The sequence below is a fragment of the Candidatus Bathyarchaeota archaeon genome (genome assembly GCA_026014685.1).
Classification (GTDB): domain Archaea; phylum Thermoproteota; class Bathyarchaeia; order Bathyarchaeales; family Bathycorpusculaceae; genus Bathycorpusculum.
In genome coordinates this window covers 91,899-117,881 of sequence record JAOZHW010000008.1, presented here as the reverse complement: position 1 = coordinate 117,881, position 25,983 = coordinate 91,899, and the positions used below count along the sequence as shown (strand labels likewise).

At 48.4% G+C, this 25,983-nt stretch carries 29 protein-coding genes; 18 read left to right on the top strand and 11 right to left on the bottom strand.

All coding sequences use genetic code 11. From position 1 onward, the window contains the following. The first annotated feature begins 96 nt into the window (after window positions 1–96). The 5 genes from NWE96_07870 (at window position 97) to NWE96_07850 (ending at window position 4,126) form a co-directional block, all read left to right on the top strand. A complete protein-coding gene (locus NWE96_07870; protein MCW3983899.1) occupies window positions 97–720 on the top strand; it encodes a hypothetical protein in 624 nt (207 codons plus the stop codon). Next, window positions 695–991 (top strand): hypothetical protein, encoded by a 297-nt coding sequence (locus tag NWE96_07865; protein MCW3983898.1) that lies wholly within the window; start codon window positions 695–697, stop codon window positions 989–991. Before NWE96_07870 ends, NWE96_07865 begins: the two co-directional genes overlap by 26 nt. A 297-nt stretch (window positions 992–1,288) precedes the next feature. Beyond that, a complete protein-coding gene (locus NWE96_07860) occupies window positions 1,289–1,900 on the top strand; it encodes an ABC transporter ATP-binding protein (protein MCW3983897.1) in 612 nt (203 codons plus the stop codon). A gap of 74 nt (window positions 1,901–1,974) precedes the next feature. Next, complete coding sequence (locus NWE96_07855) at window positions 1,975–3,291, top strand: ABC transporter permease (protein ID MCW3983896.1); 1,317 nt, start codon at window positions 1,975–1,977, stop codon at window positions 3,289–3,291. A gap of 13 nt (window positions 3,292–3,304) precedes the next feature. Next, window positions 3,305–4,126, top strand: a complete 822-nt coding sequence (locus NWE96_07850; GenBank protein MCW3983895.1) for a collagen-like protein — start codon at window positions 3,305–3,307, stop codon at window positions 4,124–4,126. A gap of 437 nt (window positions 4,127–4,563) precedes the next feature. Here NWE96_07850 and NWE96_07845 read toward each other — a convergent pair whose 3' ends face one another. Continuing rightward, window positions 4,564–6,519: a cation-translocating P-type ATPase gene (locus NWE96_07845; GenBank protein ID MCW3983894.1), complete on the bottom strand. Its 1,956-nt coding sequence runs from the start codon at window positions 6,517–6,519 to the stop codon at window positions 4,564–4,566. Between the two features lie 144 nt (window positions 6,520–6,663). Between NWE96_07845 and NWE96_07840 the strand changes: the two genes are divergently transcribed. Then, window positions 6,664–7,530, top strand: a complete 867-nt coding sequence (locus NWE96_07840; protein ID MCW3983893.1) for a hypothetical protein — start codon at window positions 6,664–6,666, stop codon at window positions 7,528–7,530. Window positions 7,531–7,738: 208 nt separating this feature from the next. Here the strand turns inward: NWE96_07840 and NWE96_07835 are convergent, their stop codons facing one another. After that, window positions 7,739–7,924: a hypothetical protein gene (locus NWE96_07835; protein ID MCW3983892.1), complete on the bottom strand. Its 186-nt coding sequence runs from the start codon at window positions 7,922–7,924 to the stop codon at window positions 7,739–7,741. Window positions 7,925–8,072: 148 nt separating this feature from the next. Between NWE96_07835 and NWE96_07830 the strand changes: the two genes are divergently transcribed. Then, window positions 8,073–8,957 (top strand): radical SAM protein, encoded by an 885-nt coding sequence (locus NWE96_07830; protein ID MCW3983891.1) that lies wholly within the window; start codon window positions 8,073–8,075, stop codon window positions 8,955–8,957. Beyond that, window positions 8,942–10,042, top strand: a complete 1,101-nt coding sequence (gene dinB / locus NWE96_07825; protein ID MCW3983890.1) for a DNA polymerase IV — start codon at window positions 8,942–8,944, stop codon at window positions 10,040–10,042. The genes NWE96_07830 and dinB overlap by 16 nt, the downstream gene beginning before the upstream one ends. A 30-nt stretch (window positions 10,043–10,072) precedes the next feature. On the opposite strand, the gene NWE96_07820 is transcribed toward dinB, so the two are convergent. Continuing rightward, window positions 10,073–10,297 (bottom strand): hypothetical protein, encoded by a 225-nt coding sequence (locus tag NWE96_07820; GenBank protein MCW3983889.1) that lies wholly within the window; start codon window positions 10,295–10,297, stop codon window positions 10,073–10,075. Between the two features lie 4 nt (window positions 10,298–10,301). Next, entirely contained in the window at window positions 10,302–11,084 is a 783-nt protein-coding gene (locus tag NWE96_07815) for a HAMP domain-containing protein (GenBank protein MCW3983888.1), read from the bottom strand. Between the two features lie 251 nt (window positions 11,085–11,335). Between NWE96_07815 and NWE96_07810 the strand changes: the two genes are divergently transcribed. The 3 genes from NWE96_07810 to NWE96_07800 all read left to right on the top strand — a co-directional run bounded on the left by NWE96_07810 (window position 11,336) and on the right by NWE96_07800 (window position 12,762). After that, window positions 11,336–11,923: a molybdopterin-dependent oxidoreductase gene (locus NWE96_07810; GenBank protein MCW3983887.1), complete on the top strand. Its 588-nt coding sequence runs from the start codon at window positions 11,336–11,338 to the stop codon at window positions 11,921–11,923. A 142-nt stretch (window positions 11,924–12,065) separates the two neighbouring features. Continuing rightward, entirely contained in the window at window positions 12,066–12,194 is a 129-nt protein-coding gene (locus NWE96_07805) for a hypothetical protein (GenBank protein MCW3983886.1), read from the top strand. A gap of 121 nt (window positions 12,195–12,315) precedes the next feature. Continuing rightward, on the top strand, window positions 12,316–12,762 hold the full coding sequence (locus NWE96_07800) for a DNA-binding protein (protein MCW3983885.1): 447 nt from the start codon (window positions 12,316–12,318) through the stop codon (window positions 12,760–12,762). On the opposite strand, the gene NWE96_07795 is transcribed toward NWE96_07800, so the two are convergent. Beyond that, the gene (locus NWE96_07795; GenBank protein ID MCW3983884.1) at window positions 12,763–14,349 is read right to left on the bottom strand and encodes a glycosyltransferase family 39 protein; all 1,587 of its coding nucleotides are present in this window, start codon (window positions 14,347–14,349) and stop codon (window positions 12,763–12,765) included. A gap of 172 nt (window positions 14,350–14,521) precedes the next feature. Here NWE96_07795 and NWE96_07790 point away from each other — a divergent pair, with 172 nt between their 5' ends. Continuing rightward, the gene (locus NWE96_07790; protein ID MCW3983883.1) at window positions 14,522–15,244 is read left to right on the top strand and encodes a glycosyltransferase family 2 protein; all 723 of its coding nucleotides are present in this window, start codon (window positions 14,522–14,524) and stop codon (window positions 15,242–15,244) included. Window position 15,245: 1 nt separating this feature from the next. On the opposite strand, the gene NWE96_07785 is transcribed toward NWE96_07790, so the two are convergent. The 6 genes from NWE96_07785 to metG form a co-directional block, all read right to left on the bottom strand. Further along, a complete protein-coding gene (locus NWE96_07785) occupies window positions 15,246–15,974 on the bottom strand; it encodes a TPM domain-containing protein (GenBank protein ID MCW3983882.1) in 729 nt (242 codons plus the stop codon). 11 nt (window positions 15,975–15,985) lie between these two features. Further along, on the bottom strand, window positions 15,986–16,567 hold the full coding sequence (locus tag NWE96_07780) for a LemA family protein (protein ID MCW3983881.1): 582 nt from the start codon (window positions 16,565–16,567) through the stop codon (window positions 15,986–15,988). 104 nt (window positions 16,568–16,671) lie between these two features. Further along, window positions 16,672–17,340, bottom strand: coding sequence for a CehA/McbA family metallohydrolase (locus NWE96_07775; GenBank protein ID MCW3983880.1), 669 nt, complete (start codon window positions 17,338–17,340; stop codon window positions 16,672–16,674). 13 nt (window positions 17,341–17,353) lie between these two features. Next, window positions 17,354–17,800: a PIN domain-containing protein gene (locus tag NWE96_07770; GenBank protein MCW3983879.1), complete on the bottom strand. Its 447-nt coding sequence runs from the start codon at window positions 17,798–17,800 to the stop codon at window positions 17,354–17,356. Then, window positions 17,775–18,041 carry an AbrB/MazE/SpoVT family DNA-binding domain-containing protein gene (locus NWE96_07765; GenBank protein ID MCW3983878.1) on the bottom strand — a complete coding sequence of 89 codons (267 nt, stop codon included), beginning with the start codon at window positions 18,039–18,041 and terminating at the stop codon, window positions 17,775–17,777. Before NWE96_07765 ends, NWE96_07770 begins: the two co-directional genes overlap by 26 nt. A gap of 88 nt (window positions 18,042–18,129) precedes the next feature. Further along, window positions 18,130–19,824 (bottom strand): methionine--tRNA ligase, encoded by a 1,695-nt coding sequence (gene metG / locus NWE96_07760; protein MCW3983877.1) that lies wholly within the window; start codon window positions 19,822–19,824, stop codon window positions 18,130–18,132. 427 nt (window positions 19,825–20,251) lie between these two features. Between metG and trpE the strand changes: the two genes are divergently transcribed. Genes trpE through trpA form a run of 6 tightly spaced genes read left to right on the top strand, consistent with a single transcriptional unit; the run spans window position 20,252 to window position 25,981 of the window. After that, a complete protein-coding gene (trpE, locus tag NWE96_07755) occupies window positions 20,252–21,583 on the top strand; it encodes an anthranilate synthase component I (protein ID MCW3983876.1) in 1,332 nt (443 codons plus the stop codon). Next, on the top strand, window positions 21,580–22,164 hold the full coding sequence (locus tag NWE96_07750) for an aminodeoxychorismate/anthranilate synthase component II (GenBank protein MCW3983875.1): 585 nt from the start codon (window positions 21,580–21,582) through the stop codon (window positions 22,162–22,164). Before trpE ends, NWE96_07750 begins: the two co-directional genes overlap by 4 nt. Next, a complete protein-coding gene (gene trpD, locus NWE96_07745; GenBank protein ID MCW3983874.1) occupies window positions 22,161–23,216 on the top strand; it encodes an anthranilate phosphoribosyltransferase in 1,056 nt (351 codons plus the stop codon). Before NWE96_07750 ends, trpD begins: the two co-directional genes overlap by 4 nt. Continuing rightward, window positions 23,209–23,988: an indole-3-glycerol-phosphate synthase gene (locus NWE96_07740; GenBank protein ID MCW3983873.1), complete on the top strand. Its 780-nt coding sequence runs from the start codon at window positions 23,209–23,211 to the stop codon at window positions 23,986–23,988. The genes trpD and NWE96_07740 overlap by 8 nt, the downstream gene beginning before the upstream one ends. Beyond that, window positions 23,985–25,181, top strand: a complete 1,197-nt coding sequence (trpB, locus tag NWE96_07735; GenBank protein ID MCW3983872.1) for a tryptophan synthase subunit beta — start codon at window positions 23,985–23,987, stop codon at window positions 25,179–25,181. Before NWE96_07740 ends, trpB begins: the two co-directional genes overlap by 4 nt. Beyond that, window positions 25,178–25,981: a tryptophan synthase subunit alpha gene (gene trpA / locus NWE96_07730; protein MCW3983871.1), complete on the top strand. Its 804-nt coding sequence runs from the start codon at window positions 25,178–25,180 to the stop codon at window positions 25,979–25,981. The genes trpB and trpA overlap by 4 nt, the downstream gene beginning before the upstream one ends. Window positions 25,982–25,983: the final 2 nt, after the last annotated feature.

Below are 25,983 nucleotides of genomic sequence, written 5' to 3'. Positions count from 1 at the left end.
CATCGGCTGGAGCCTCCGATGTAACGTATGGGAGAAAAAACCGCTCAAACCATGCAGTTAACAGAAGAAAACGTCGTCACAAAAGTAGCTGACTTAATGGAGACTCTAGACCAAGTTAAAAAATACAACGCGCTTTCTGCTTCTTTGAAGAAATTTGCCCTGATTGTGGGGGGCTCAATCATAATTTTTTTTGCGGTTGCAGCATCTATAGGCTTCATAAATCTAGTCATTCCGCTTGATAGGCCGCATATTTTGCTGGGAGCGTTTTTATCTCTGCTTATCCCAATCGGCGGGATCGCAGCGGGTGTTTTCTACATTAGAAAAAAAGTAAACTCGATCAAGACTGGTGAATGGAAAGCTGAGCTTTCAGGTGGTTTTCCGTCGGCTATAAAAATTTTGACGGAACTCGATTGGGATAAAACTTTTGACGAAATTTCATCCGGGCGAGTCGGCTATGCTATCTACAGTTTTATGAAAATTTTCGCTTATTGGATTATCACAATATTCGCGGTAGGTCTTGTGGGTAACGTTGTGTCTTTCCTTGTTTTGCGTGAGGCTTTTTTTGGCGGACCCCCACTTTTATGGTTGGTTTCATTTTTGGTTGTTTATCTACTTTTGAGAAAAGACTTTTCGAGGCGATATAGGCAGATTAGGGCTTTGGATAATCTACTTTGGGAGTTGCGGTGGTTTAGCGTTGAGCTTAGGAGAGCTGAGTTCTAAGCCAGATCTTTACGTCATCGCCAGAATAATTAAGGCGTTGAAAGAGAAAAACAAGATGAATAAAACTGCCCTCGCTACCTCCACGGGACTCGCCTATGATAAGTTAGTGAAGTATTTAGCTTGGATGTCTGAAAAAGGGTTCGTTACAGTTGATGAGGATGGCCTTGTGAGTTTAACTAAAGAAGGTTCTAAAGCCTACGATGATTTTGTTCAATGGATAATGAAGTACGTTGGGCAACTTAAATTTCCCCGTTTAGGTCTTAGAACTTGATTACCTGTTTTTGGTGCTCCCCCGCGGTGAGTTCGCTTTTTATGTTTCCAAAATAGTAGCTATCAACCATGGATTATCAAGAAGAGACCGAACCCAAAACCCAAATCCTGCCCAAGGCAACTCCCCTTTATCATACGGTCTCTTCTTGGTTTCCATCATTACCCAATCATGTTTGCTTTTGCACGCTATTTTACTTAGAATTTGCTCTGCTGTTTTAACTCCCTCGGAATGAGTCCGCCTTTTAAGCCACCACAATATATTGCTATCAAATATATTAGAAAAAATGAGGTAAAACACATGGTAGCAATAGTTGAAGCTATAGATTTGAAGAAAACCTATATGCTTGGAAAAGTGCCGGTCGAAGCCCTCCGAGGGGTAAACCTCACTGTCGCCGCCGGCGAATTCGTTTCAATTCTGGGGCCGTCTGGAAGCGGCAAGTCAACAATGCTCAATCTTATCGGAGCATTAGATAAACCGACGTCTGGCAGGCTTTTGATCGATGGCTTAGACGTCGCAAAACTCAATGATAATCAACTTTCAGAACTGCGACTTAAAATAGGGTTTGTTTTCCAATTCTTCAACCTAATTCCAAGATTAAGCGCCCGCGACAACGTCGAGTTATCAATGTCAATAGCTAACGTAGGTCCCCGGAGGAGACGCCGACGGGCAATCGAGCTACTTGAAACTGTAGGTCTCAAAGAACGAATGAAGCATAAACCTGCTGAATTAAGCGGTGGGCAGCAACAGCGTGTAGCAATTGCACGTGCGTTAGCTAACGATCCAGCGTTTCTTCTCTTAGATGAGCCGACTGGCAACGTGGACTCCAAGACGGCGCGGGATTTGCTGGATTTAATCCACATGTTAAACGTTGAAAAAAAAAGTCAGCATAATCATGGTCACGCACGATGAGAAGCTCGCTTATGAGGCTAAAAGAACCATCAAAATGTTTGATGGTAAAATAGCTGAGGAAGTGGTGAATTAAGATGAGAAGACTGGATGTTTTCGGTTATTCTTTTAATGCCATTAAGCTTCGTAAGCTTAGGGCGGGATTGACAACTTTAGGTGTAGTGATAGGTATCGCTGCTATTGTGGCTTTGCTATCCATCACCTCTGGATTGGAGGCATCGCTAACCAGCCAGTTAAACGAGGGTTTGTCCGCTGACACCTTAGTTGTGACTGCTGGAAGTGGTGGCCTCGCAGGGTTTATGAGCAACAGCGGGTCTCAAAGTCGCGGTTCAGGGTTTGGCGGAGCTGCTGCTTCTAGTGATGATTCAGGGTTTGCACTCTACGTTAACGATACAGAAATAATTAGCTCCTTATCTACCGACATTGAACTGACCGCAGGAGTCATAAGTCGCACTGGGTATGTCCAAAGTGATGACCTCAATTCGTCTGTGACACTGTACGCGGTTGATTTTGGAGTTTATGAACAAATCTATAGCTCCACGTTTATAACACAAGACGGCAGCATACCCACCAACCCAGATAAAGACGAAGTTATTGTAGGTGAAAGGGTAGTTGATCCAGACGACAACGGAACCAGCTACTTCGGTGCTGGCGACAAGATTAACATCACATGGACTAACTCCACAACTTATCCGCCTAAAAACGAGACTATGACGGTAACCGTTTCCGGTGTGCTTGCAGAGATCGGCGGCTTAAGCCTCTCAGGGCCCTCTGATTCAGGCGTTTACATACCCATAGAGTCAGCTCAAGACTTCTTTGGGTCCACAAAATGCAGTATGATAGTGGTTAAACTGTCCGACAGCACCGAGGCAACCATCGATGCGGTGACTGAGGCTATCAAAGACTACTACGGTTCTGACGTTTCCGTCATGTCCTCCACGTCAATGCTTAGCATGATGACTTCAATCTTTAGCACCATACAATTGTTCCTCGTCGGCATCGCAGGCATCTCGCTACTGGTTGCTGGCATTGGCATAATGAATATCATGATTGTCTCGATGATTGAACGTACCCGCGAAATAGGCATTCTCAAAGCATTAGGCATGAAGAGCCGAACTGTGCTGTCGATTTTCCTTGGCGAATCCGCAATCATCGGCGTCATGGGTGCCGTCATCGGTATAGCCGCTGGCTTTGGCTTAGCCGTTGTCGTTGCCAACATCTTAGGGTCAGGTATGCTTGGTTCAAGCGGTGGATTCACTATAACGCCTGTCCTTAGTCCTATGGTACTCTTAGGTGCGTTTGGTTTCGGCGTTGGTGTTAGTGTTATCTTTGCCTTGTATCCCGCTTGGAAGGCATCTAAGCTCAAGCCCGTAGTGGCATTGAGATACGAGTAAAGAAGGTGAAAAAATGAGTAAACAACAAAGAATCAACAAAAGAATTCAAAACTTCTCAATCTTGGCAGTGATCTGCGTTATGCTATCTATGCCCATTTTGGCAACGGCAAGCGCAGCCACTGTGGCAACCTTAATGGTTGTTCCCACAAGTAACGCCAATGTCATATCTGTAGTGGGCAACGGCTTCGACCCAAACGAACCTGTTTACCTTGCGTTGGTAAACGCCACCACAGGAGTAGTCGTATACAACTTCACTGAATCCATAGCCACCACTCCTCAGGGTATGTTTTCAAAAGAAGTCACCTTACCCCCCGCAACATACGGAACATACAACGTATACGCTAAAACCTCATCACAGGTTGCATCCAGAGAATACACCATCGCCATTTCAACAACCCCCAAAATAACGGTCTCGCCAGCCAACAGTAACATCATCAAAGTAGTTGGCAGCGGTTTCGGTTCAAAACAAATAGTCTTCTTCACAATGCTGGGTACCGCCTATTCCTCCTACAACTTTACCGATTACGCAGTGACAGACACACTCGGCAACTTCACGCTAACCCTCATAATTCCCACAAGTATAAGCGGCAACTACACCCTAATTGCTGGAACCCAGACTGGCGCAACAGCAAACGCAGCCATAACTGTCCCAGATTTAACAGGCCCCAAAGGCGACACAGGCGCTACTGGAGACAGAGGTCCAAAGGGTGCGGCGGGTCCCGCTGGAAAGGACGCAGACAACACCATCCTCTATGCAGCCCTCATCGTAAGCATCATAGCCGCAGTCATATCCATCGCTTCGCTCCTAAGAGACAGAGAACCCGACGACGACTAACCAACCACTAGCCCCCATTTTATTGGGGCTAACTCCAGTATTTTGTTTCTGCATATGCTCACTAAAATGTTGGTACGATAAGTTATTCATCACTCGTTCTGCTGTTACTTAGCGACCTGTTGCTCTGAAGGATCAGCACGCATTAGTGCCTTTGTTCTTTATATAATCAGTGGATCAAGAATTGTCTGTTTTGTTTGTTCTGCTTGCGGAAGGCGCCACAACCAGCCTGCAACGTAACACACATTCCAGAGTCCAAAAACAGTCGCCTGCGCAGTCGGCTGGAAGATGATGAAACAAGAGGGGCCCACACCAACTACCAAGATTGAGTTTTTGATCTACCGATAAGGGAGGGGGGTCTATGGCAGAGCAGTAGCGTCGCTCCAGCCTTTGCGGATAAGGTTTCGTATGCGCCTTAAATTCTAGTCATCCAAGAGCAACTATTTGATGCGTTCCAGACGGAGCGTGTTGAGGAGCAGTAGCATGGTTACGCCGTCGTCGCCTGCCGCCACCGTAAACCAAAGCGGCGTCAACCCCACCAACCCCAAAGCGCCTAAAACAAACTTTATTGCCAGTGACGCGGCGATGTTTTGTTTGGCGATAACCATAGCTTTCTGGCTCAACTTTAGCAGATATGGGATTTGTGCCAACTCGTCTTTGACCAACACAACATCAGCCGACTCCAACGCCACATCCACACCGCGCGCACCCATGGCAATTCCCACATCGCTAGCCGCCAACGCAGGCGCATCGTTCACGCCGTCGCCCACCATCGCCACCAACCCGTCTTTGCCCTTCATGTCCTCTATACAGCGCAGTTTGTCTTCTGGGAAAAGCTCAGAATGCACCTCTTCGATGCCCAGTCCAACTGCGGTGTCGTTGGCGATTTCAGCTCGGTCACCTGTGAGCATCGCAGTTTTAACCCCTGAGGCTTTAAGCTCTTTTACTGCTCTTAGCGCATCCTCACGGACTTGATCAACCACACAAACCGCAGCCAACCCAGTCTTCGCAACTGAGACACAAACCGCTGTGTGAACGTCTCCCTCAGTGATTTCAAACGCTTCAGTGCAGTCGCAGCCCAATTCACGCATGAATTCGAGGTTGCCGATGGCAACGTGTTTGTCGTTAACTAAGCCAACGATGCCTTTTCCGGGGACTTCAACTACGTCGGTGACTTTGAGTTTGCTTAAATCAATCTTGCGTTCCACGGCTTTGCGTACGATGGCTTGGGCGATGGGGTGATTGGAGAACTGGTCCAGCGCCGCTGCGTACGCGATTGCTTCATCCTCCGCTTTGGTTAAGTCCACGCGTCTGACTTCATGAACTGCTTGCCGCCCAAGCGTCAATGTTCCTGTTTTGTCGAAGATGACTCGTTTGACTTTGGCGAGTTTTTCGATGAAGACGCCGCCTTTGATTATGACGCCATGTTTAGCGGCAATCGTTATCGCTACGAAAATCGTTGCGGGCACCGAGATGATAAACGCGCTTGGACAGGACACTACCAGCAGGATAAGGGAACGGTAAAACCACGTTTCAAAGCCGCCTCCCAGCAAAAACGGTAGCCCCGCAGCTGTGAAAACCGCCAAAGCAATAACAACTGGTACATAGAACCGCGCAAAACGGTCCACCAATCGCTCGATGCCTGCTTTCCGCTTTTGCGACTCCACAACCAACTCTACAATTCGGGAGACGAGAGTTTCGCTGGCTTTCTTGGTTACGGCGATTTTGAGTACGCCACCTGTGTTGAGGGTGCCTGCAAAGACGCAGTCGTTGACCCGTTTAGGCACAGGCACCGATTCCCCAGTCACCAGCGCCTGATCCACATGCGAAAACCCATCTACCACGTTGCCGTCAAGCGGAATTCGCTCACCCGGTTTAACCATTATGGTGCTGCCTGTTTGTACTTCGGAGACCTTGACGCTTACTTCTTTTCCGTCGATTATTAAGCGGGCGTTTTCAGGAATCACCCTTGAAAGCTTCTCCACTGTCCGCCGAGCACGATTTTGAATGTAGCCCTCAAAGTACTCGGCGATGCAGTACAGAAAGAGCACGGTGGCTGCTTCGAAGCGGTAATCCAGCGCCAAAGCGCCCAGCCCAGCAACTGCCATGAGAAATTCAACGCTGAAACGCCGCTCAACCACGAGTTCTTTTAAGCCTGTGATGCCGATGTAGATAGCGGCGGCTAAGATGGCTGTGTAGTATAGAATCATACTTACTGACGCGGGGAGATTGAGGAGGGGAACGGTGAAGTTGATGGGGATGCCGTCGAAGAATATGTCGAGTACGCCGCATACAAGTATGGTTATGCCCAGCCAAACCGCGAAGCCGACAAGTACTCGTTTGTTTTCTGATTCTTCTCCAAGTGCGTGCTCTGGTTTCTCTTTGCAGGTGCCCATAACTATTCCCAAAAAGCCTCGAATAAAACAGACTCTTACCAAAACTAAGCGTCCAGCCTAATTAAAAGCTTACACCACCACGCCTCTTGGATTGTTGTGTGCAAAATGTTAAAAGCGTCTCTGGGAACCTTTTGTTGTTGATTCATGAAGCCGACTGCTGTCTTCATTGCTTTTGCGTTTGTCATTTTCATAGTAGTTGGCGTAGGAGTTTGCGCTGCCTCCGTGAATCAGCAGGCGTTTCCAAAGTTTGCGATGCCCAGAGAACACATCAGCTACACCATCTCCGAAGTTAACGGTGTATTGTGGGTTAAAATTGACGGCGAATACCCCATCTACACAGACAAACTAAACCTCGACGGGTTGCCGATGCTCTATCCTATGCCGCCCAACGCAACAAACATCACTGTCACCTTAGACGGCAAAGAGTTGGCATGGAGCAATTACACCCAGGTGTATCCTTCGATGCTGCATAAAACCGCTATAGGTGACTGGGGGCAAATCTACTGCCTGCTCGAAAACATCTCAGACGAGTTCACCCTACGAATTCACTACGAGCACCCGCTAGAAACCATAAACGGGAGCTACGTGTTCCTCTACGACCTCAACATCGCCCAGTACCTGTCTGCAGAAAACCCCACATCCACAGCCTATTTCACGATCCAATTCGAAACTGACATCGCTGAATTGCATGTTTACACCGCGCCGCCCAATAGTTCGCCAAGAGACTGGATACCTAAAGAATACAACCTAACCCAAGAAGACCCAATCAACACTCTAAAAATGGAAATGCAATCTCAATACGCCACAGACTTACCAGGCGATTTAGTCATAGTCTTCGCAAGCAACACTCTACCTGCAACCCCCAAAGACACGCCAACCCAAGAGTCGACAATTTGGGTTGCGCTTTTGGTTTTTGTTGTGGTTTTGATTTCGGTCTTTGTTTATGTTAAGCGGGGAAGCTTTGCTTCCTGTTTGTCTTCGAGAAAATCTGCTAGTCAAGTGGGCACTTAGGTTTGCTTTGCCTCAAGTGTCAACCGCTTTATCGTGGGCGTTTAGTGTTGGCGTCGAGTCCGACTGCGCGTTTGCGGTAGGATGGCACTTCGAACTCGAAGAGTGACGTTTTCCTCACTGGCTGTCCTTTCCCAAGATTGGAAAAGACTTGAAAGTGTTTAAAACACTTTCGATGCAGTCAACGCGTTTCCGTATGGTTTTTGGGGTTTTAGAAGAAGGATTTTTGGTAGCATTCTTCATGTCTTAGCGCGGTGGCTTTTCGGGCTGCAACCCGTTGCCCTTCTAGGATGGGTTTGTGGCAGATTAGACATGAGAGGGTTCCTTTTTTCTGGATTCGCAACATTAGTCTGTGGTTAATCACATAGTGGTTTGTTGCCATTACATATCGCTCCATTATGCTGCTTCCTTTTTTTGATGTAAAAGCGTTTTTGTCAAGGTTTCTGGACTAAAGTTTAGTCAAGGTTTCTTGACTAACTTTTTGATGGGATAAAGCGAATCCTTTTTGACCCAAACCCCACCAATATACTGCTTAGTGACGCAGATTGCCGCTGATTTCCCCCTTTGACCCATGGCGTTCCAGCCTCTGCACATGCCCAGCCAAGTTGACCTTTAACCCCTACACAGGCTGCGACCACCAATGCCTCTACTGCTACGCATCCAGCTACATCCAAAACTTCCACGAAATTCACCCAAAAAAAGAGCTCCTTACCACGCTAAAGAGGGAAGCAGTAAAACTCAACGGCGAAACCGTATCGCTTTCCAACTCATCCGATCCATACCCTCAAATAGAAGCCTCCGAGGGTTTAACTCGGCGGTGCCTCGAAGTTTTAGCGGAGTACAACTGTCGAGTCCAAATCATAACCAAAAGCAACCTCGTCACCCGAGACGACGACCTGCTCTGCAAGGTGCCCGCCACGGTGGCGCTAACAATAACTACAGATGACGATAACCTCGCTAGAATCATTGAGCCTTACGCGCCGCCGCCAAGCCAGCGGATTAGAGCAGCCCAAGACCTCGCCAAAGCAGGCATCCCCGTCTCCGTCCGCATAGACCCCATCATTCCCAACCTAAACGACCAACCCCAAAAACTCATCTCAGACTTAGCCAGCATCGGCGTCAAACACATAACCGCCTCAACCTACAAAGCCAAACCCGACAACTGGGCACGCCTCGCCAAAGCCTTGCCGAAGGTGATGGAGCCGCTTAAGCCGCTGTATTTTCAGCAGGGTGAACGTGTCGGCGGAAGCGTGCTCTTGCCTAAAGAGTACCGATTCAAGCTTCTCAAGGGTGTGAGGGATTCGGCGGTGAACTGCGGTTTAGGGTTTGGGGTTTGCCGTGAAGGCTTAGCCGAGTTGAATACGGCTGCCTGCGATGGCTCGTGGCTTATGCCTAAAGCAAAGGAGGTTAAACAGTGCAGACTCGCGTGATAATGTTGGCTGACTTCGATTACTTCTTTGCCCAATGCGAGGAACTCCGAAACCCAGCTATTAAAGACAAACCCATCGTGGTCGGTGTCTATTCGGGGCGTACCGAAGACAGCGGAGCGGTATCTACCAGTAACTACATCGCCCGCAAATACGGCGTCAAATCAGGGCTCCCACTTTTTATGGCTAAACAGAAACTTGAAGGCACCGACGCGGTTTTCTTCAAGGTTGACCACGAGTACTACGACGAAATCAGCACCAAAATCATGAATATCTTCCGAACCCACGCATCCGCCATCGAACAGGTCAGCGTGGATGAAGCTTATTTGGATGTCACGGAGCAGGTGGAGGGTAGCTTTGAAAAGGCAAAGGATTACGCCCTCAAAATCAAAGCTGACGTGAAAGCACAAGTCGGCATAACTTTCACCATCGGCGTTGGACCCAACAAGCTTGTGGCAAAAATTGCCTGCGACAGCCAAAAACCCGACGGCTTAACCATCATCAAACCCGACGAAGCCGAGGCGTTTCTTGCACCGCTGCCCGTTGACCGACTGCTGGGTGTGGGCAAAAAAACCACCGCCCGAATGGAAAAGATGGGCATAAAAACCATCCGCGACCTAGCAAACTACGACTGCCAAGTGCTCATCGAAGTCTTCGGCAAAGCTCTCGGCATATACTTCCACAACGCCGCCAACGCCATCGACAACGAACCCGTCCAAGAGCAAGGCGAAGCCGAATCCATAAGTAAAATCGGCACCCTAAAACAAGACACACACGACCTCGCTTTTATTCTGCAGAAAACTGACGAACTAACCGAATACGTTTACAAAGAAGTCACAGCCAAAGGCTACAACTACAAAACCATCTCTATCTACGTGGTTAACGTGGATTTAAGTAGCAAAACCCGCTCAATCACGTTAGAGCAACCAGCCAAAGACAAAGAAACAATCCTAAGAAACGTCAAGTCACTGTTTGAAAAGTTCCTCTCTGAGTCGCCGCTGGAAATCCGACGGGTCGGCGTGAAGGTTTCAGGATTCAGCAAAGAAGAACCTAAGCAGAAACAGTTGAGCTTCTTTTTTGGTCAATAAAATTTGAAAAAAGGAAAAAGGGTGTTTGGCTTATTTGAGTGCCAATAGGTCAGCTTTGACTTTGTCCCCGACTACTTGACCCAAGATGAGTTGCGTACCGATTTGGCACCACTTCGCCAATTCGTCAAGGTCGCTTTTCTGTAATGCGGCGGGTTCCTTTTTGAGGTGTGACTTGCACTGCCTCTCAAGGAAGGCTTTAGCTGCTGGACCCATCTGTTTTGTCAGTACGGCTAGGCATTGTTGTTCCAGTGACATTGACTTATTCCTCCGTTTGGCTCATTGCACTTGTCATCTTGAAGGCGTTTATCATTCTCTGGAAGGCTTCGCCTAAGTCGCCGATTTCGTCTTTGCTGTTGATTTTAACTTCGTGTTCAAGTTCGCCCATGCTTACTTTGCCTGCGATGTCAGTTAGTTTTTTGAGTGGATTAGTGATGCGGTTGCCCATGACTAATGCCATCACGATTGACACGACTGCAATAGAGGAGATGCCTGCTGCTGAAAGGAGTACACTAAAGTTTGCGTAGTTCTGTGATTCCTCAGTTGCAGCTTGCACGTTTTCTACTACTAGCAGCTGGAAGTTGTCCATGTTTGCGTCGACTTCGCGATTTGCGTTTTCGATGATTTCCATCTGTGCAGCAAAACCAGTCATGTCTTTTGAACTGTATGCTTGGATTGCTTTGTCAACGGCTGGTGTTATGATGGTTGTATCTATTTGTTTACATAAGCTAAAAACTGTGTATAGGGTTGAGTCTTTTGGTAGGTTATTTGATAGGTATTCTGAGGTTGCGGCTGTCAGGGTTTGGCCTGTTTGTGTGTCTTTGATTGCGTTTTCTGGGTCATTTGTGACTTCAGCAAGTCCTTGACTTCTTAGCTGGAAACCTTTCTGGTATGCGTTTGCGTAGTTTCCGATTTCTACTTGCTTGTTTACGTTGGCTTGGATTTCGCTCATTTTCATTGTGTTTAATGTTATGGCAACGCCTATGCCGACGAAAAGAGCAACTATTAGCATATAGGATGCTAACATTTTTCCTTTGATTTTCATGGTGTGTTCTGTTCCCCTGTATAGATTCTTAAATCAAGAAGGTCGGTGACAACTATATTGTTTATGAAATGTTAAGATATATTTGTGATGCTGTTTTTTAAAGCTGAAAATTCTCAATAATTTAATTAATAATAATCGATAATTTTAAAACATTAAATACCTATGTGAAGTTTTATAAAAATTTGAATCAAACACCAACTAAACAACAACATTTAATTATCAAAGAAAACCATAACAAAACAGGGTTTTCCATGACTCATAAACAAAACAGGTTACCGCCTGACCAAACAGAAACAGACCACATTCTAAGATGGGGCACCGACCACCCAGGCATAACCACCACCAATCCGCAGCTAAAACTCGAAACATACACCCTCACAATAGACGGCGAAGTCGAAAACCCCGCCAAGCTTAGCTGGTCAGATTTCTTGGCGTTGCCGCAGACCGTTTCTGTTAGCGATTTTCACTGTGTCGAGGGCTGGAGCGTTTTGGGCTGCAAATGGACAGGCGTACGTATCCGCGACATAGAGGCACTCGTCAAACCCCGCGATGTTGCCCGAGCCGTCACGTTTGAATGCGCCGACAACTACACAACCTCCCTTTTCCGAGAGGAACTCGCAGGCGACGATGTACTTTTGGCGCATAAACTAAACGATGAACCTTTAGAGGAGGGGCTTGGGTTTCCTGTGCGGTTAATTGTACCCAGTAAATATGCGTATAAGAGTGCTTTGTGGGTTGTTGGGTTAAAATTTACCCGCGTCAAGGAGTTGGGGTTTTGGGAGCGGCGGGGTTACAGTGACAGCGCCGATGTGTGGCGAAACGACCGCTACCGCCGTTGAGCGGGGTTTCGATTAAATCAATGTGGTTTTTGCTGTTGGGTGGTTTGCAATAGTTTGAGCGCTTAGTTTAATATTTTAAAAATAAGGCAACATTTATAAGGGGTCTGTGATACTACGTTGGACTCTTACGAGGTCACAGAATATGTCCCAGAAAAAAATCACCAAGCTCGAATTTTCAGATGAATCATCAGAGGTAATGGCGGAAATCGTCGTTTCAGCCAAGACACGCAAAAACGACGCCCAAGAACCGCTTTACATAACCCGCGTCTAAAGGAAAAATCGCCTGCCTAATTGCTCCATAATCTGCTTTATACAGGCCACTTATCTTTGAATGGGCGTTTTTTAATTCTTTTATACCCCTTCGCCTTCCGTTTAACCAGAGAAGACTAAACATGGACTACACTGAAGCCACCATAGGCAGAATATTCATCCTCCGACTCCACCAAGGAGACATCCTCCACCAAGAAATCGAGAAACTAGCAGCTCAAAAACAAATCAAAAGCGCATTGTGCTTCTTTTTAGGCGGCGCAGAAGACCAAAGCAAAATAGTCGTCGGACCCAAAGACGGCAACGCCATGCCCCCACAACCCATGGTTACGCTACTCAAAGGGGTACATGAAGGCGCTGGAGTCGGCACCATATTCACCGATGAATCAGGCACACCCAAACTCCACATGCATGCAAGCTTCGGGCGCAACGACAACGCAGTCACGGGCTGCGTGCGGATGGGGGTTGAGGTTTGGCAAATAGGCGAAGTCGCCATTTTAGAATTGACGGGTGGCTCTGCGAAGCGTGTTAAAAATAAAGCTACTGGCTTTGAGTTCCTTGAAACCGTCTAGTTATCCTAAGAAGCGGACGAGGAATATGCGGTAGCCCATCCAACCGTTGTATTCGCCCCAGAACGGTTGGTCTTTGGGGTCACCGAACAAACCTGTCTCGGCAATCATCCGCCTCACCTGTGTGTAATCAAGCGTAGTGTTGAAGAATTCTGCGTTGACGCCGTAATCGTAGAGTATTATATATTTCACGTTTCGCTCGCGGCACAACTCCACAAACTCCGTTATGTTAAAGTACGGCGTAAAGGCGTCTACGGCAAGCGCGGGGTACTGCCAGATTTGTTCACTGGACATGTTTTGAGGTAAATAGAAGCGGAACATGTCTTGGCTCAAGAGGTTGTAGGCGCAGACCAACACCGCCGATTGGTCTTTGGTTAAGTTGCCTGCGAGATATGCTGTTGCCTCTTTTATTGGGATGTGGATTTGGTCGCGCTCAGTCATTTGATATGAGGCGTATCCGCTGTAAGCTACGGCACCTGCAATCAACGCGATGAAGGATAATGCAGCCAGTTTCTTTAGCCGCTCAGCTTTGAGCCCCACTTGCTTTGGATGCCACCGTTCCACTTTGCCGTAGAGGAACATGACAAAACTTGCAGCTGAAATCGCCATGATGGGAAACAGCGGCGTGATGTAGCGCCATTGCCTGTTGGGGATGAACGAAAAGAAAACATAAACCACCAAGAACCATGTTAAGAAGAAGATGTCTTGGCGGTTTCTACGGTACGCAAACAACCCCAACCCGCATAACCCCAAGAGGAAGATGGGTAACGCAATGGGGTGGACGGGGATGTCTTTAAACGGCCAAGTCATCTCGACGAGGTAGAAGATGGGCAAGGGTTGGAAGCGGTTGCTGTATGCAGGGCGGTCTTGTCCGCCTTCGCTCATGACGTACTGTATGGTTTCAAATTTAGTCATGCCATTATAGTGGTAAATCGCCAAGAACCACGGTGACACAATCAAAACAGTGATGACGCCGATTACGACGAGTTTGCCGATGTTGCGCTTTAGGTGTTTGCGCGCCAAAAACAGGACGCTTAGTAGCATCGCTAACGCGGCTACGATAATCTGGTACTTCGCCAAGACACCTATACCCAACGCTAAACCGCAAAAAATCAATGCCCGGTTGCTGTCTTGCTTGTTTAGCCAAGTGTAGAAGGCAAACATGACCAGCGTAAAGAAGAAAATGAGCATGGTTTCAAGCATGGTTACGCGGCTGAGCCAAAAGAACCCCGGCATCGTCCCCAACAATACACTGGCAAGCAAGGCGTGTTTTTGTCCATAGGTGCGCTTGGTGAATTCAAAGAGCAGCCAAATCGCCAAAACCGAAAACGTAACCGCTACAAGCCGCCCCGCCACCTCAGTTACACCCACCAACGCGAAGAAGCCTGTTGCGGCTAAGTCAAAAAGAGGCGGGTAATAGCCGTATGTGGTCATGTAATCCCAAATTTGTCCGCGGCTTAGTAGGGTGGCACCGAAGAGGTGAGGCATCTCATCCCACTGCACCGACATGTACCCTAACTCGTAGCTGGCGGCAGCAGCGAAAACTACAAGAAACGCAAGCAACGCCAACCTGTATTTCTGGTTTTTCACAAAGCCGTTTTTGTGTGTGCTGCTGGTTTGGGTGATGATTGCGCCCCTCTCTTTTTGGATGGATGATTAGTTGGCGGTTCTAAAAAGAGTTTGCGATAACAAACCCCAGCTGGATGCACAAGTAATTTATGGAAGGTTGGTTCTTCAAAAGTCTAAACGTCGTGGAATCCGCTTGAAGAATCAACCGCCCCAAAAGGAACTCTCCATACTGCTGCCAGCGTTTAACGAGGCATCGCAGATACGGCGGTGCATACAAGCAGTCGATGCGGCGGTTAGACAATTCTGTAATAGCTACGAAATCATCGTTTCCGAAGACGGCAGCACGGATGGCACAGACAAAATCGTCGCCGAAATGGCAAAAGGTAACCCAGATTTGGTTCTACTACATTACCCCAAGCGGCTGGGAAAAGGCAAAGCCATCAAAAACGCCGTCAACGCCTCCAAAGGCAGATACATAGCGTTTATGGATGTGGATTTAGCCACCGATCTTGCCTGTTTGCCAAAACTTTTCGAAGTCGCCAAATCCCGCGGTGGCATGGCAATCGGATCACGGCACGTCAAAGGCTCCAACGTGCAGCGCCACGCCAAAAGAACCCTGTTCAGCCTAAGCTACAACGTTTTTGTACGGCTGCTTTTCCTCGACGGTATACGTGACCATCAGTGCGGCTTTAAAACCATGAGCCGAACCCTCGCCGCAGTGGTCCTTAGCAATTCCCGCTCAGACGGCTACTTTTTTGACACGGAAATGATTGTGAACTGCAAAAAGATGGGGTTCCCAGTAACTGAAGTTCCAGTCAACTGGTGTGAGCACAACAAGAATGGCTCAAAAGTCAACCCCATGAGGGACTCCAAAAAGATAATGCGCGATATGCTGGCTTTTAGACTCAACCTCTAAGTTACCATTTACCCGAAGAGCCACCGCCACCTGAGCGACCACCGCCTCTTCGGCCTCTGCCACCAAAAACAGGCACACCTACGCCGAGGATTGCAAGCAAAATAATCAGCCACAGCGGTAACCCATAGATTTCGTAGAGCCAAAACGGCGTAGACTTCGGGGTGGTGGTGTCGCTTTCATAGTAATAGTAACCCCTAACATAGCTGGCAGGTTGGTTGCTTGGAGGAATTTGCTCGCCCAGAGCCACAACTGTATCGTATAGGCCTTGACCCAAGTAGCCCTCCTTTAAAGCTGGCACAAGGTACTGTTGCGCAATTAGGTTTGTCTCTATGTCGGTTATGTCACCTTCTAAACCATAGCCCACTTCGATGCGCCACTGCTGTTCCGCAAGTGCAACTAGCACCAGCACTCCGTTGTCTTTGCCTTTTTTGCCAATTCCCGTCTGCGTGCCGTCCAAAACATCCAGCGCCTCATCATTGAAAACATGAACCCCTAACTTGACTATGTCATTGATTTCTTGGCCAGACTTGTCTTTTATGCCATGCCCAAACAGTGAGGGAAACACACAAACGACGATTTCTGCAGTGGTGTTTTGGTCAATTGCGTAGGCGTAGTTTTCGATGCTGTCGATCCATTCGGTTTCGATGAGTTGGGCGTTGCATGGGACTGCAAAAGTGGCTGGTATCAGCAGAAGTGAGAGAAAAATAATGGCGTAGACGCATTTAGCCAAAATGTGTTGCCTCAAATATCTACTGGCGGAACTTCAGTTGAACCAACCTTAGCTTGGAAGTACGCCGCAGTTGTGAAACCCCATCCTGTACTCCAGAGGTTTGCGGGGAACACTTTGATGGCGGTGTTGTAGTCGCGAACTGCTTCGTTGTATCGCATGCGTTCGGTGGAGATTCTGTTTTCTGTGCCTTCTAAAGTAATCATCAAAGACTGTACAACACTTGAAGCTTTTAGATCAGGGTACGCTTCAAAGGTAACAACCAAGTTTGATATGCCTGACTCCATCTGGCTGGTGGCGCTGTTTATTGCGTCTAAATCTCCGCTTTGTGCTGCACTCATCCATTGGCTCCTCAGTCTTGTGATGTTCTCTAAGATTGAGCCTTCATAGTTGATGTACGCCCGCGCGGCAGCCACCACGTTGGGGATTAAGTCGTATCGGCGTTGCAGCTCCTGCTCCACCTGCGCCCACTTTTCATCTACTGAGGCGTCTAAAGCGACCAAATTGTTGTAGGTGGTGAAGTACAACGCTGCAAACGTTGCACCTACAATAACTGCTATTATCACGGCTACTGTTGCGATAACTTTGGTTTTCATAAATTGCCCACTTAAAGCGCTAAATAGCTTCCCGTAATATATTCATTTTGTGGATACCCGCAACCGTCTACTAATTCGTTCAAAGCAGATACAGCAATAAACTCTCATACATGGCTGAGCTTCTTAACCATCCGCTTAAACCTCATGACCGTCTGCGCAGCATTCAAATAAACAGGCACCCTTTGCCCATGCGGTGAACAACGTCCCTCCACAATCGCCTCAACAACGGCTTCAACCGTTGGTGCTGAAGCTTCGATTTCGGTGTAGCCGTATCCAATCTGCGGCCCATAATGCGCATCCGTCCCCGCCACACGCGACAACCTGAACCTCTCAGCAGCTTCTTGAGCTTTTCTGACGCTGCTGCCAAACGGAAACGCCCGCGCATTAATCACTTCTATAGCGTCGAAGGCTTCGCAGACGTTGTTTCGCAGGCAACCTTTGAAGAAGACGTATGGGTGGCAGGCGATGGCTATTCCTCCAGCTTTGTGGATGCGCTCCACCGTTTCAGTTGCGCTTAAGCCTCGAGGTACGGGTTCTTTGACGTTGAGAGCTACGATGTGTCCGTGGGCACTGGAGACTTCCATGCCGGGGATTATGAGGAAATCGGTTTCTTTTGCAATCTTGAAAGCGCCATCCAAAAAGTTGTGGTCTGTGACTGCGCACGCGTTTAAGCCGCGTTTTTTTGCGTAGAAGACGAGGTCTTTGGGTGTGATTAGCGAGTCATTTGAGTAAGTGGTGTGAACGTGGAGGTCGGCTCTTATTTGTATCGTCACTTTCTGTTTTTCCTTAACGTTGTTTTTTGGAGGAAAGAAACTCTTTTTCACTTAACACGGTTATTTCAGAGATTTGCTTGAAGTCATCGTCGTCAGTTACTGTGATGGCGCCGCTGTAGTATGCCGTTGCGGCTATCAGTGAGTCTGATATGGGGATGCGGTATTTTCCTTTAAAGTCGCCTGCTTTTATCGCTATTTTTTCGTCGATGCCAATTTTTTCTATGTAAGTCGCATACTTTAGGGCTTCAACTCTTGCTTTGGCTAAATCGGGCCTTTTTTCGTGCAAATATTTGTAATAGATCTCCGTTAATGTAACTACGCTTATGGCTGCGTCTATTTCTCCATTTTCTATTTGCAGGATGATATTTTGTACTGCTTCCCAACCTTGTTCTTTTGCGAAGAGTTTAATCAACGGCTTTGTGTCCAGCAGTAATCTACAGTTCTTGGATTCGTTTGTCAAATTCTGTTGTCCACTCTTTGCGCATGGATTTTAGTTCTTCCGAGGGTTTTCTATGAGCGAATAATTCCTCATCGGCACCCGCAAGCTTGGATAATTTTGGGACAGGAACCAGTTTAATTATGTTGTCTTCGTTAACGATTAAGAGTTTTTCGCCTTTGGTTATTTTTAGGCGTCTTCGTAGTTTTGAGGGGAGAGTTACCTGTCCTTTTGAAGAAACAGTTACAGTCTCTGCTTCAACCAAAATTCTTTTCTCCTTACATAAATTTAACTTACTTACACTTATAAAAATGTCGGAAAAACCAATAAAAGTAGGAAATAGCTGGGTCGCTCTATTTTGACCCTAACTTCGCACGTACCTCTGCCAGTTGCCCGTCAAGGATATCTTCGTCTGGGTCAATCTTGTGGAACAACGGCGTTGGCTTGTTGATTTTATGTCCAGCCTCAACAGGTACCAATGCATCTGCCCATTTGCACTGGTCAACCGCGCCCGCCAGGTTTAGGGTTTGCCACAATTGCTGCGCAGTCCTGGGCATAAACGGCTCACAAACCACTGCAATAGCTTTTACGACCTGCGCTGAAACGTAGAATACGGTTCCTGCTTTTTCTTTGTCGGTCTTCATAAGGTTCCAGGGCTCTTTAGTGTTCAAGTACTGGTTCCCTGCGCGACTAATCGCGATAAGCGTGTTGGCAGCGGATTGAAGCCAACCATCCTCGATTTCTTTAGCTGCCTGCGCCACCTTCTCTTTTACGCAGTCGAGCACCGCTTGGTCGTCGGCATCCATTTTGGTGGGTGCGGGGATTGTGGCTTCAAATTTGCTGTTGATAAACGAGAGCGTTCTGTGGATAAAGTTGCCGAAGGTGTCGTTTAAGTCCGCGTTGATTTTATCGGCAAAGCTACACCAAGTGAAATTAGTGTCTTTGCTTTCTGGACGCGTCGAAATGAGGAAAAAGCGCCAGTAATCCACAGGAAACATCTCTAAGGCTTCATCTATCCAGATGCCCACGCGTTGGCTTTTTGAGGCTTTTTGGCCGCGAAACTGGAGGAACTCGGTTGCGGACACGTTCCATGGCAGGTTGTAGCCTTGACCAGAAGCCAGCAGCAGTGCGGGGAGGATGATTGTGTGGAAGGGGATGTTGTCTTTGCCAACAAAGTACAGGGTCTTTGCGTCTTTGTTGAACCAGAATTCACGCCACCGCTCAGGCTGCCCAAGCCGTTGGCAATGCTCAATGGTGGCTGAAACATAACCCAACACAGCTTCAACCCAGACGTAAATCGTTTTGCCTTCTGCGCCCTCAAACGGCGCTGGAATCCCCCAGTCCACGTCACGGGTGACTGCTCGGGGTTTTAAGCCCTCTTTTATCCAGTTTAAACTAAAGTTCTTGGCGTTAGTCGGCAGTTGACAGTTGTTTTCTATGTACTGGATCAGGGGCTGCTCGAGTTTAGTTAGGTCGATGAACCAGTGTTTTGTGGTCTTCACTATGGGTTTGCTTTTGCATATGATGCAGTAAGGCTCAACCAAGAGTGTGGGTTCAAGAAGCTTGCCGCAACTGTCACATTGGTCGCCGCGGGCTTTTTCGCAACCGCAGTAGGGGCATTTGCCCTCCACGAAGCGGTCGGGTAGAAAACGCTGATCATGTTCGCAGTAGAGCATCTGGGTGTCTTTGGCGAAGATGTAGCCGTTTTTTTCTATTTGGAGGAGTGTTTTTTGTACGAACTCTTTGTGCACTGGACTCTCTGTGCTGGTGTAATTATCAAACGAGGCGTCCCAACGGCGAAACAGCTCAGCGACTTTGGCATGGTTGCGTTCGGTGAGGGCTTTGGGGGTTATGCCTTCTTTTAGGGCTGCGACTTCCATGGGTGTGCCGTGGGTGTCTGAACCGCTGACCATCAACGTATCTGCACCCTTCAATCGGTAGTAGCGGGCTGTTACGTCGGCTGAGAGGACGGAGCCGACTAGGTTGCCTAAGTGTGGGGTGGCGTTGATGTAGGGCCAAGCGGATGTTACAAGAACTTTCTCTGGCAAAGATAGGTCTCCAACAAATCGTTTGGTATCGCCCTTATTAAAATTGCTAGACCCCCAAATGTTGGGTTTAACATTTTAGCCATATCCTAACTAAGAAGGGTATAGTATACCAAACCCTGCCATCAGCCCTATGAGCCTTAACAGATAGAAACGTTGGGCAACGAGGCAAACTTCAAACTGCCATTTTTGTTCTTTATATAAGGGAGGGGAGGTAGCTGCTGAGACGTCGCGTGGTTTTCAGCAGGTGCGGATACGATGCCGCATGCTCCACGCACATTTTTGTACAAACAAGCCTTAAATATATCATTGCTGTATGGTTGTGAACCATACTGGAGCATGATTCAAATGGGGAATCGCCTTTGGCCCACAAACAACCACCCAAACCAAACCACTAAACTACGTTAAATTCACCTACACAAACCAACCCATAGAAGTATTCTCAAAACTCCACCAACACTACCAAACCACATACCTCCTCGAATCCATCGAAGGCCCCCAAAAACTCGCCCAGTTCAGCTTCTTAGGCTTCGACCCAAAAACCACCATAACCGCCAAAAACGGCACCCTAACCATCACCAACACCAAAACAGCCCAAACCACTACTCAGCAAACCAGCGACCCCTTCAAAATCATCCAACAACAACTCCGCCCCTACGACAACGACATGGTGGACTTCCGTTTCGTCGGAGGCGCATTAGGCTACATCAGCTACGACGCCATACGCTACATCGAAAAGCTACCAAACCAGAAACCCGACACCCTCGGTTTCCCCGACATTGAGATGGGCATCTTTGAGGACGGCGTCGTTTTTGACCACACCCAAAACCAAGCCTACTACTATTTCCGCGGAGAAAACCGCCTAAGCGAAATCGAAGAACTACTCAAAGAACCCGCCACAAAAGATTCACCCTTCAGCTACACGCAGCCAACAGTTGACACAGCTAAAGCTGATTTCGAGAAAGCCGTCGTGAAAGCTAAAGAGTACGTTACAGCAGGCGACATCTTCCAAGTAGTTCTCTCCAAACGCTTCCAATTCCAATACAGCGGTAGCCTGCTCTCTTTCTACAAGAGTCTGCGTCAAATCAACCCCTCACCCTACATGTTCTATTACAAGTCAGGAAGCCGCCAAATCGTCGGTGCAAGCCCCGAAATGATAGTCCGAGTAGATAAACGCAAAGTCATAACCTTCCCCATCGCTGGCACTGCACCCTTCACGCCCAACCCAGAAGAAAACCAGCGCCTCGCCAACGATTTACTCAAAGACCAAAAAGAACGCGCTGAACACGTCATGCTGGTTGATTTAGCCAGAAACGACATTGGCAGAATCAGCAAGTACGGCAGCGTTTCTGTCCCAGAGTTTATGCAAGTGCACCAGTTTAGCCATGTTCAACACATTGTTTCCCAAGTTATGGGTGACTTGCAGGAGGGTTTAGAGAGTTTTGATGCTCTCAAAGCGGTTTTTCCAGCGGGTACGGTTTCTGGAGCACCTAAAGTTCGCGCCATGGAAATCATTGAGGAACTTGAAACTTCACGTCGTGGACCATACGCTGGCGCTGTGGGTTACTTTAGCTGTAACGGCAACGCGGATTTTGCCATAACCATACGCACCCTGTTCGCGGAAGGCAACCGAGCGTACATCCAAGCAGGCGCAGGGATTGTTGCGGACTCGAACCCTGAGAAAGAGTGGTATGAAACGGACCACAAAGCCAAGGCATTGATGAAGGCGCTTGAACATGCCGCAGGAGAAAGACAACCATGAAAGTTTTAGTCATTGACAATTACGATTCATTCGTCTACAACCTCGTCCAATACATAGGTGAACAAGGTACAGAAACCGCAGTTTACCGAAACGACCAAATCACCCTTCAAGAAGCTGCCCAACTCAAACCAGACCGCATCGTCATCTCACCTGGACCAGGCAACCCTGAAGACGACAAATTCTTCGGCGTCTGCAAAGCAATACTGCAAACACTTAGCCCCACTATTCCCACACTCGGCGTCTGCCTCGGTCACCAAGGCATCATCCACACCTATGGCGGCAAAGTCGTGCACGCCAAAAAACTCATGCATGGCAAAACCTGTGTTATACGCCACGACCAGAAAGGCATCTTCAAAGGCGTTCGCAACCCCTTCAACGCCACACGTTACCACTCGCTGGCAGGCGAACGAACTTCAATTCCAGAGTGTCTCCAAATTACTGCTGAAGCCATAGATGATGGAGAAATCATGGGTATACGTCACATCAAGTACCCAATCTATGGCGTCCAGTTCCACCCTGAAAGCATCCTTTGCGAAGACGGAAAAATCATAATCAAAAACTTCTTGGGGATAAAGCCTTGATTCTCGAGGGCATCCAAAAACTCATCGAAGGCGCCAGCCTCACTTTCGAGGAATCAGGTGCGATAATGACTGAGATAATGTCGGGTAAAGCCACCAACTCACAAACCGCAGCATTTCTCACAGCCCTGCGCATGAAAGGCGAATCAGTCGAAGAACTCATCGCGTTTGCTTCAGTTATGAAGGTACACTGCCGCCAAATCCACCCCAAAGTCAAGGGTCGACTTGTGGACACTTGTGGAACTGGAGGCGACAAAGTCAAAACCTTCAACGTCAGCACAGCTGCTGCGTTTGTCATCGCTGGCGCAGGCGTTCCAGTCGCGAAGCATGGCAACAGGGCAGTGACGAGTAAAAGCGGAAGCGCCGATGTCTTAGAAAAACTAGGGTTGAGTCTCTCTTTGGAACCCCAAACCATAGAACAAATCATTGAGCAAGTCGGTGTTGGGTTTATGTTTGCGCCAGCCTTCCACCCCGCCATGAAATACGCCGCTGAACCCAGACGTGAAATCGGCATACGCACCGTTTTCAACATCTTGGGGCCTCTAACTAACCCTGCATCTGCCGCTGGGCAACTGCTCGGTGTCTACGATGCCAAATTGGTTGAGCCGATGGCGTACACGCTGCAAAAGTTGGGTTGCGAAGAAGCGATTGTGGTGCATGGTCTTGATGGGCTTGACGAAATCTCAACATTGGGGAAAACAGCAATGGCCCACGTTAAAGAGGGAAAAGTGACACGTAAAACGCTGGTTCCAGCTGATTTCGGAGTGAAAAAGGCTGCAGTTAAAGATTTGCATTGTGACTCTGCTGATGAAAGCGCTGAAAGCATGTTCAAAATCCTAAACGGAAAAGCAAACGGCACCGCTAAAGCCGACATAGTTCTCGTTAACGCAGCTGCGGGAATCATCGTCGGCGGAAAAGCCTGCGACTTCGCTGAAGGATTGGAGTTAGCCAAAAAATCTGTCAACAGCGGCGCAGCTTACGCTAAACTCAAAGAATTAGTCAAAGCGTCAGGCGGCAACTTGGCAAACCTTGAGGAGTTAGAATCAAATGAGTGATTTTCTGGACACTTTGGCGATGGACGCCGTCAAGACAATTGAACGCGGCTACTACCAAAACATCCCAACGCGAAGCCACCCAAAAATCAGCCTCAAAACTGCAATCCAAAACTGCAAAATAAACGCCGTCATAACCGAAATAAAATCGGCATCGCCCTCGCTTGGAACCATACGCAGCAACACAAACCCCGCTGAAATCGCAAAAGCTATGCAGAGTGGCGGCGCTGTAGGGCTTTCGGTTTTGACGGAACCCATTCACTTCAATGGTTCACTTGAAGCCCTCATCCAAGCACGCACTGCAGTGGATTTGCCGATTCTGATGAAAGATATAGTTATCGTTGCAGACCAAATTGAGGCGGCAGCAAAAATCGGCGCAAACGCTGTCCTGCTTATTCAGGCGTTGTTTGATAGGCGTTGCACAGAAATGGATGTTGACAAAATGATAGCTTATGCGCACGCGAAGGGATTGGAAGTGTTGCTTGAAACTCACACTGAAGCCGAATTCGAAGTAGCCGTCGAAACAGAGGCAGATTTGGTCGGCATAAACAACCGCAACCTCGCCACCTTAAAAATCGACCTAAACACCACCCAGCAAATCCTCCAAAACTACCGCAAACAAGGCAAAACTGTGGTAAGCGAAAGCGGCATAAAATCGCCTTCTGATTTACAGTTTCTGCGCGGTTGCGGTGCGGACGCTTTTTTGGTCGGTTCAAGTATCATGTTAACGAAAGACGTTGAAAGTAAAGTTAAGGAGTTAGTGAATACCCCTTGAAGTTAAGCAACTACCCCATAGACGGAAAATACGGCAAGTACGGCGGACGCTTCGTCCCTGAGGTCTTGATGGAAGCCATCACCGAGTTAGAAAAGGCATACTCGGAAGCCAAAGCGGACCCAACTTTCCAAAAACAACTCGACTACTACCTCGCCGAATTCGTCGGCAGACCTACACCGCTCTATTTCGCCGAAAACCTCACCCGCAAACTCGGCGGCGCAAAAATTTACCTGAAACGCGAAGACCTCGCACATGGCGGCGCACACAAAATCAACAACACACTGGGGCAAGCGCTACTCGCCAAACGGATGGGTAAAACCCGCGTCATAGCCGAAACAGGCGCAGGACAACACGGCGTCGCCACAGCAATCGCATGCGCTGCACTTGGATTGAAAGGCGTCGTATACATGGGAACCGAGGATTGTGAGCGGCAGCGGCTGAACGTTTTTCGCATGAAGCTCCTTGACACCGAAGTTTACCCTGTCGATTCAGGTTCTAAAACCTTGAAGGACTCCATTAACGAGGCGTTTCGTGACTGGGTAACCAACTTGGAATCTACATATTACCTCATCGGCTCCACCATGGGGCCACATCCATACCCCATGATCGTGCGAGACTTCCAAAGCGTCATCGGCAAAGAAATCAAGCAACAGTTCAAGCAGAAAACAGGCGGTTTACCCGACGCGCTGGTTGCCTGCGTCGGCGGCGGCTCCAACGCGATGGGAACCTTCTACCCCTTCGAAGACGACACAGACGTCAAGCTCTATGGCGTCGAAGCCGCAGGTGAAGGCATCGAATCAGGCAAACACTCCGCTACGTTGGCGGCTGGCAGCGAAGGAGTATTTCACGGAATGTACACCTATGTACTGCAGGACAAAAACGGGCAGATATCCCAAACCCACAGCGTGTCTGCAGGCTTAGATTACCCCGGTGTCGGCCCAGAGCACTCCTTCCTCAAATCCATCAAACGAGCTGAATACGCCTACGTTAACGACAAAGAAGCGGTAGACGCTTTTCTGTTGCTCTGCAAACAAGAAGGAATTCTTCCCGCGTTAGAATCCTCGCATGCCATAGCGCACGCCGTCAAGTTAGCGCCGAAGATGCAGAAGTCACAATCCATCGTAGTTACACTCTCGGGGCGCGGAGACAAAGACGTAGAAACAATAGCCAAATACATGGGTGCAAAGATATGAACAGCATACAATCAGTTTTCCAAAAAGCAAAAGCCAACGGCAGCGGCTGCCTAATCGGTTACATAACTGCAGGTGACCCCACACCCCAAGCGACACCTCAAATCGCAGACGCTCTAATTCGAGGCGGCGTGGACATTTTGGAGTTGGGGTTGCCGTTCTCTGACCCCATCGCCGATGGCCCAACAATTCAGGCGGCAAGTCTACGAGCCTTAACCGCAGGCACAACACCGATGCAGGTGCTGGAAATAGCCAAAGAAATCAAAAGCAAGCATGATGTGCCAGTGGTTGTGATGACTTACTACAACCCGGTGTTTCACCTTGGACTCGACCACTTCCTTGGTGCAGCCAAAACGGCGGGCGTAGACGGCTTTATCGTTCCCGACTTGCCTGTAGAAGAAGCAGATGACTACCGCAAAGCCGCAGCAGCACACCACCTCGACACCATATTCCTCGCCTCTCCAGCCACCTCCAAAGACCGCTTAACCAAAATCGTCAATGCCTCCTCAGGGTTCCTCTACTTGGTCTCACGCTTTGGGGTCACAGGCGCACAGCAAAACGTAGCGGACTCCACTGTGCAGCTTATCCAAAAGGTGCAGCCTCAAGTGGCGGGCAAAGTACCGCTCGCAGTGGGTTTTGGCATATCCAAACCTGAACACGTCAAAACCGTCATCGACGCGGGGGCAGACGCCGCCATCGTGGGTAGCGCATTCATCAACATAGTGCAACAAAACCGAAACGACATGCTAAACCAGCTGCAGACCAGTGCAGAAGCACTCAAAAGGGCAACTAAAAAAAGTTAGGA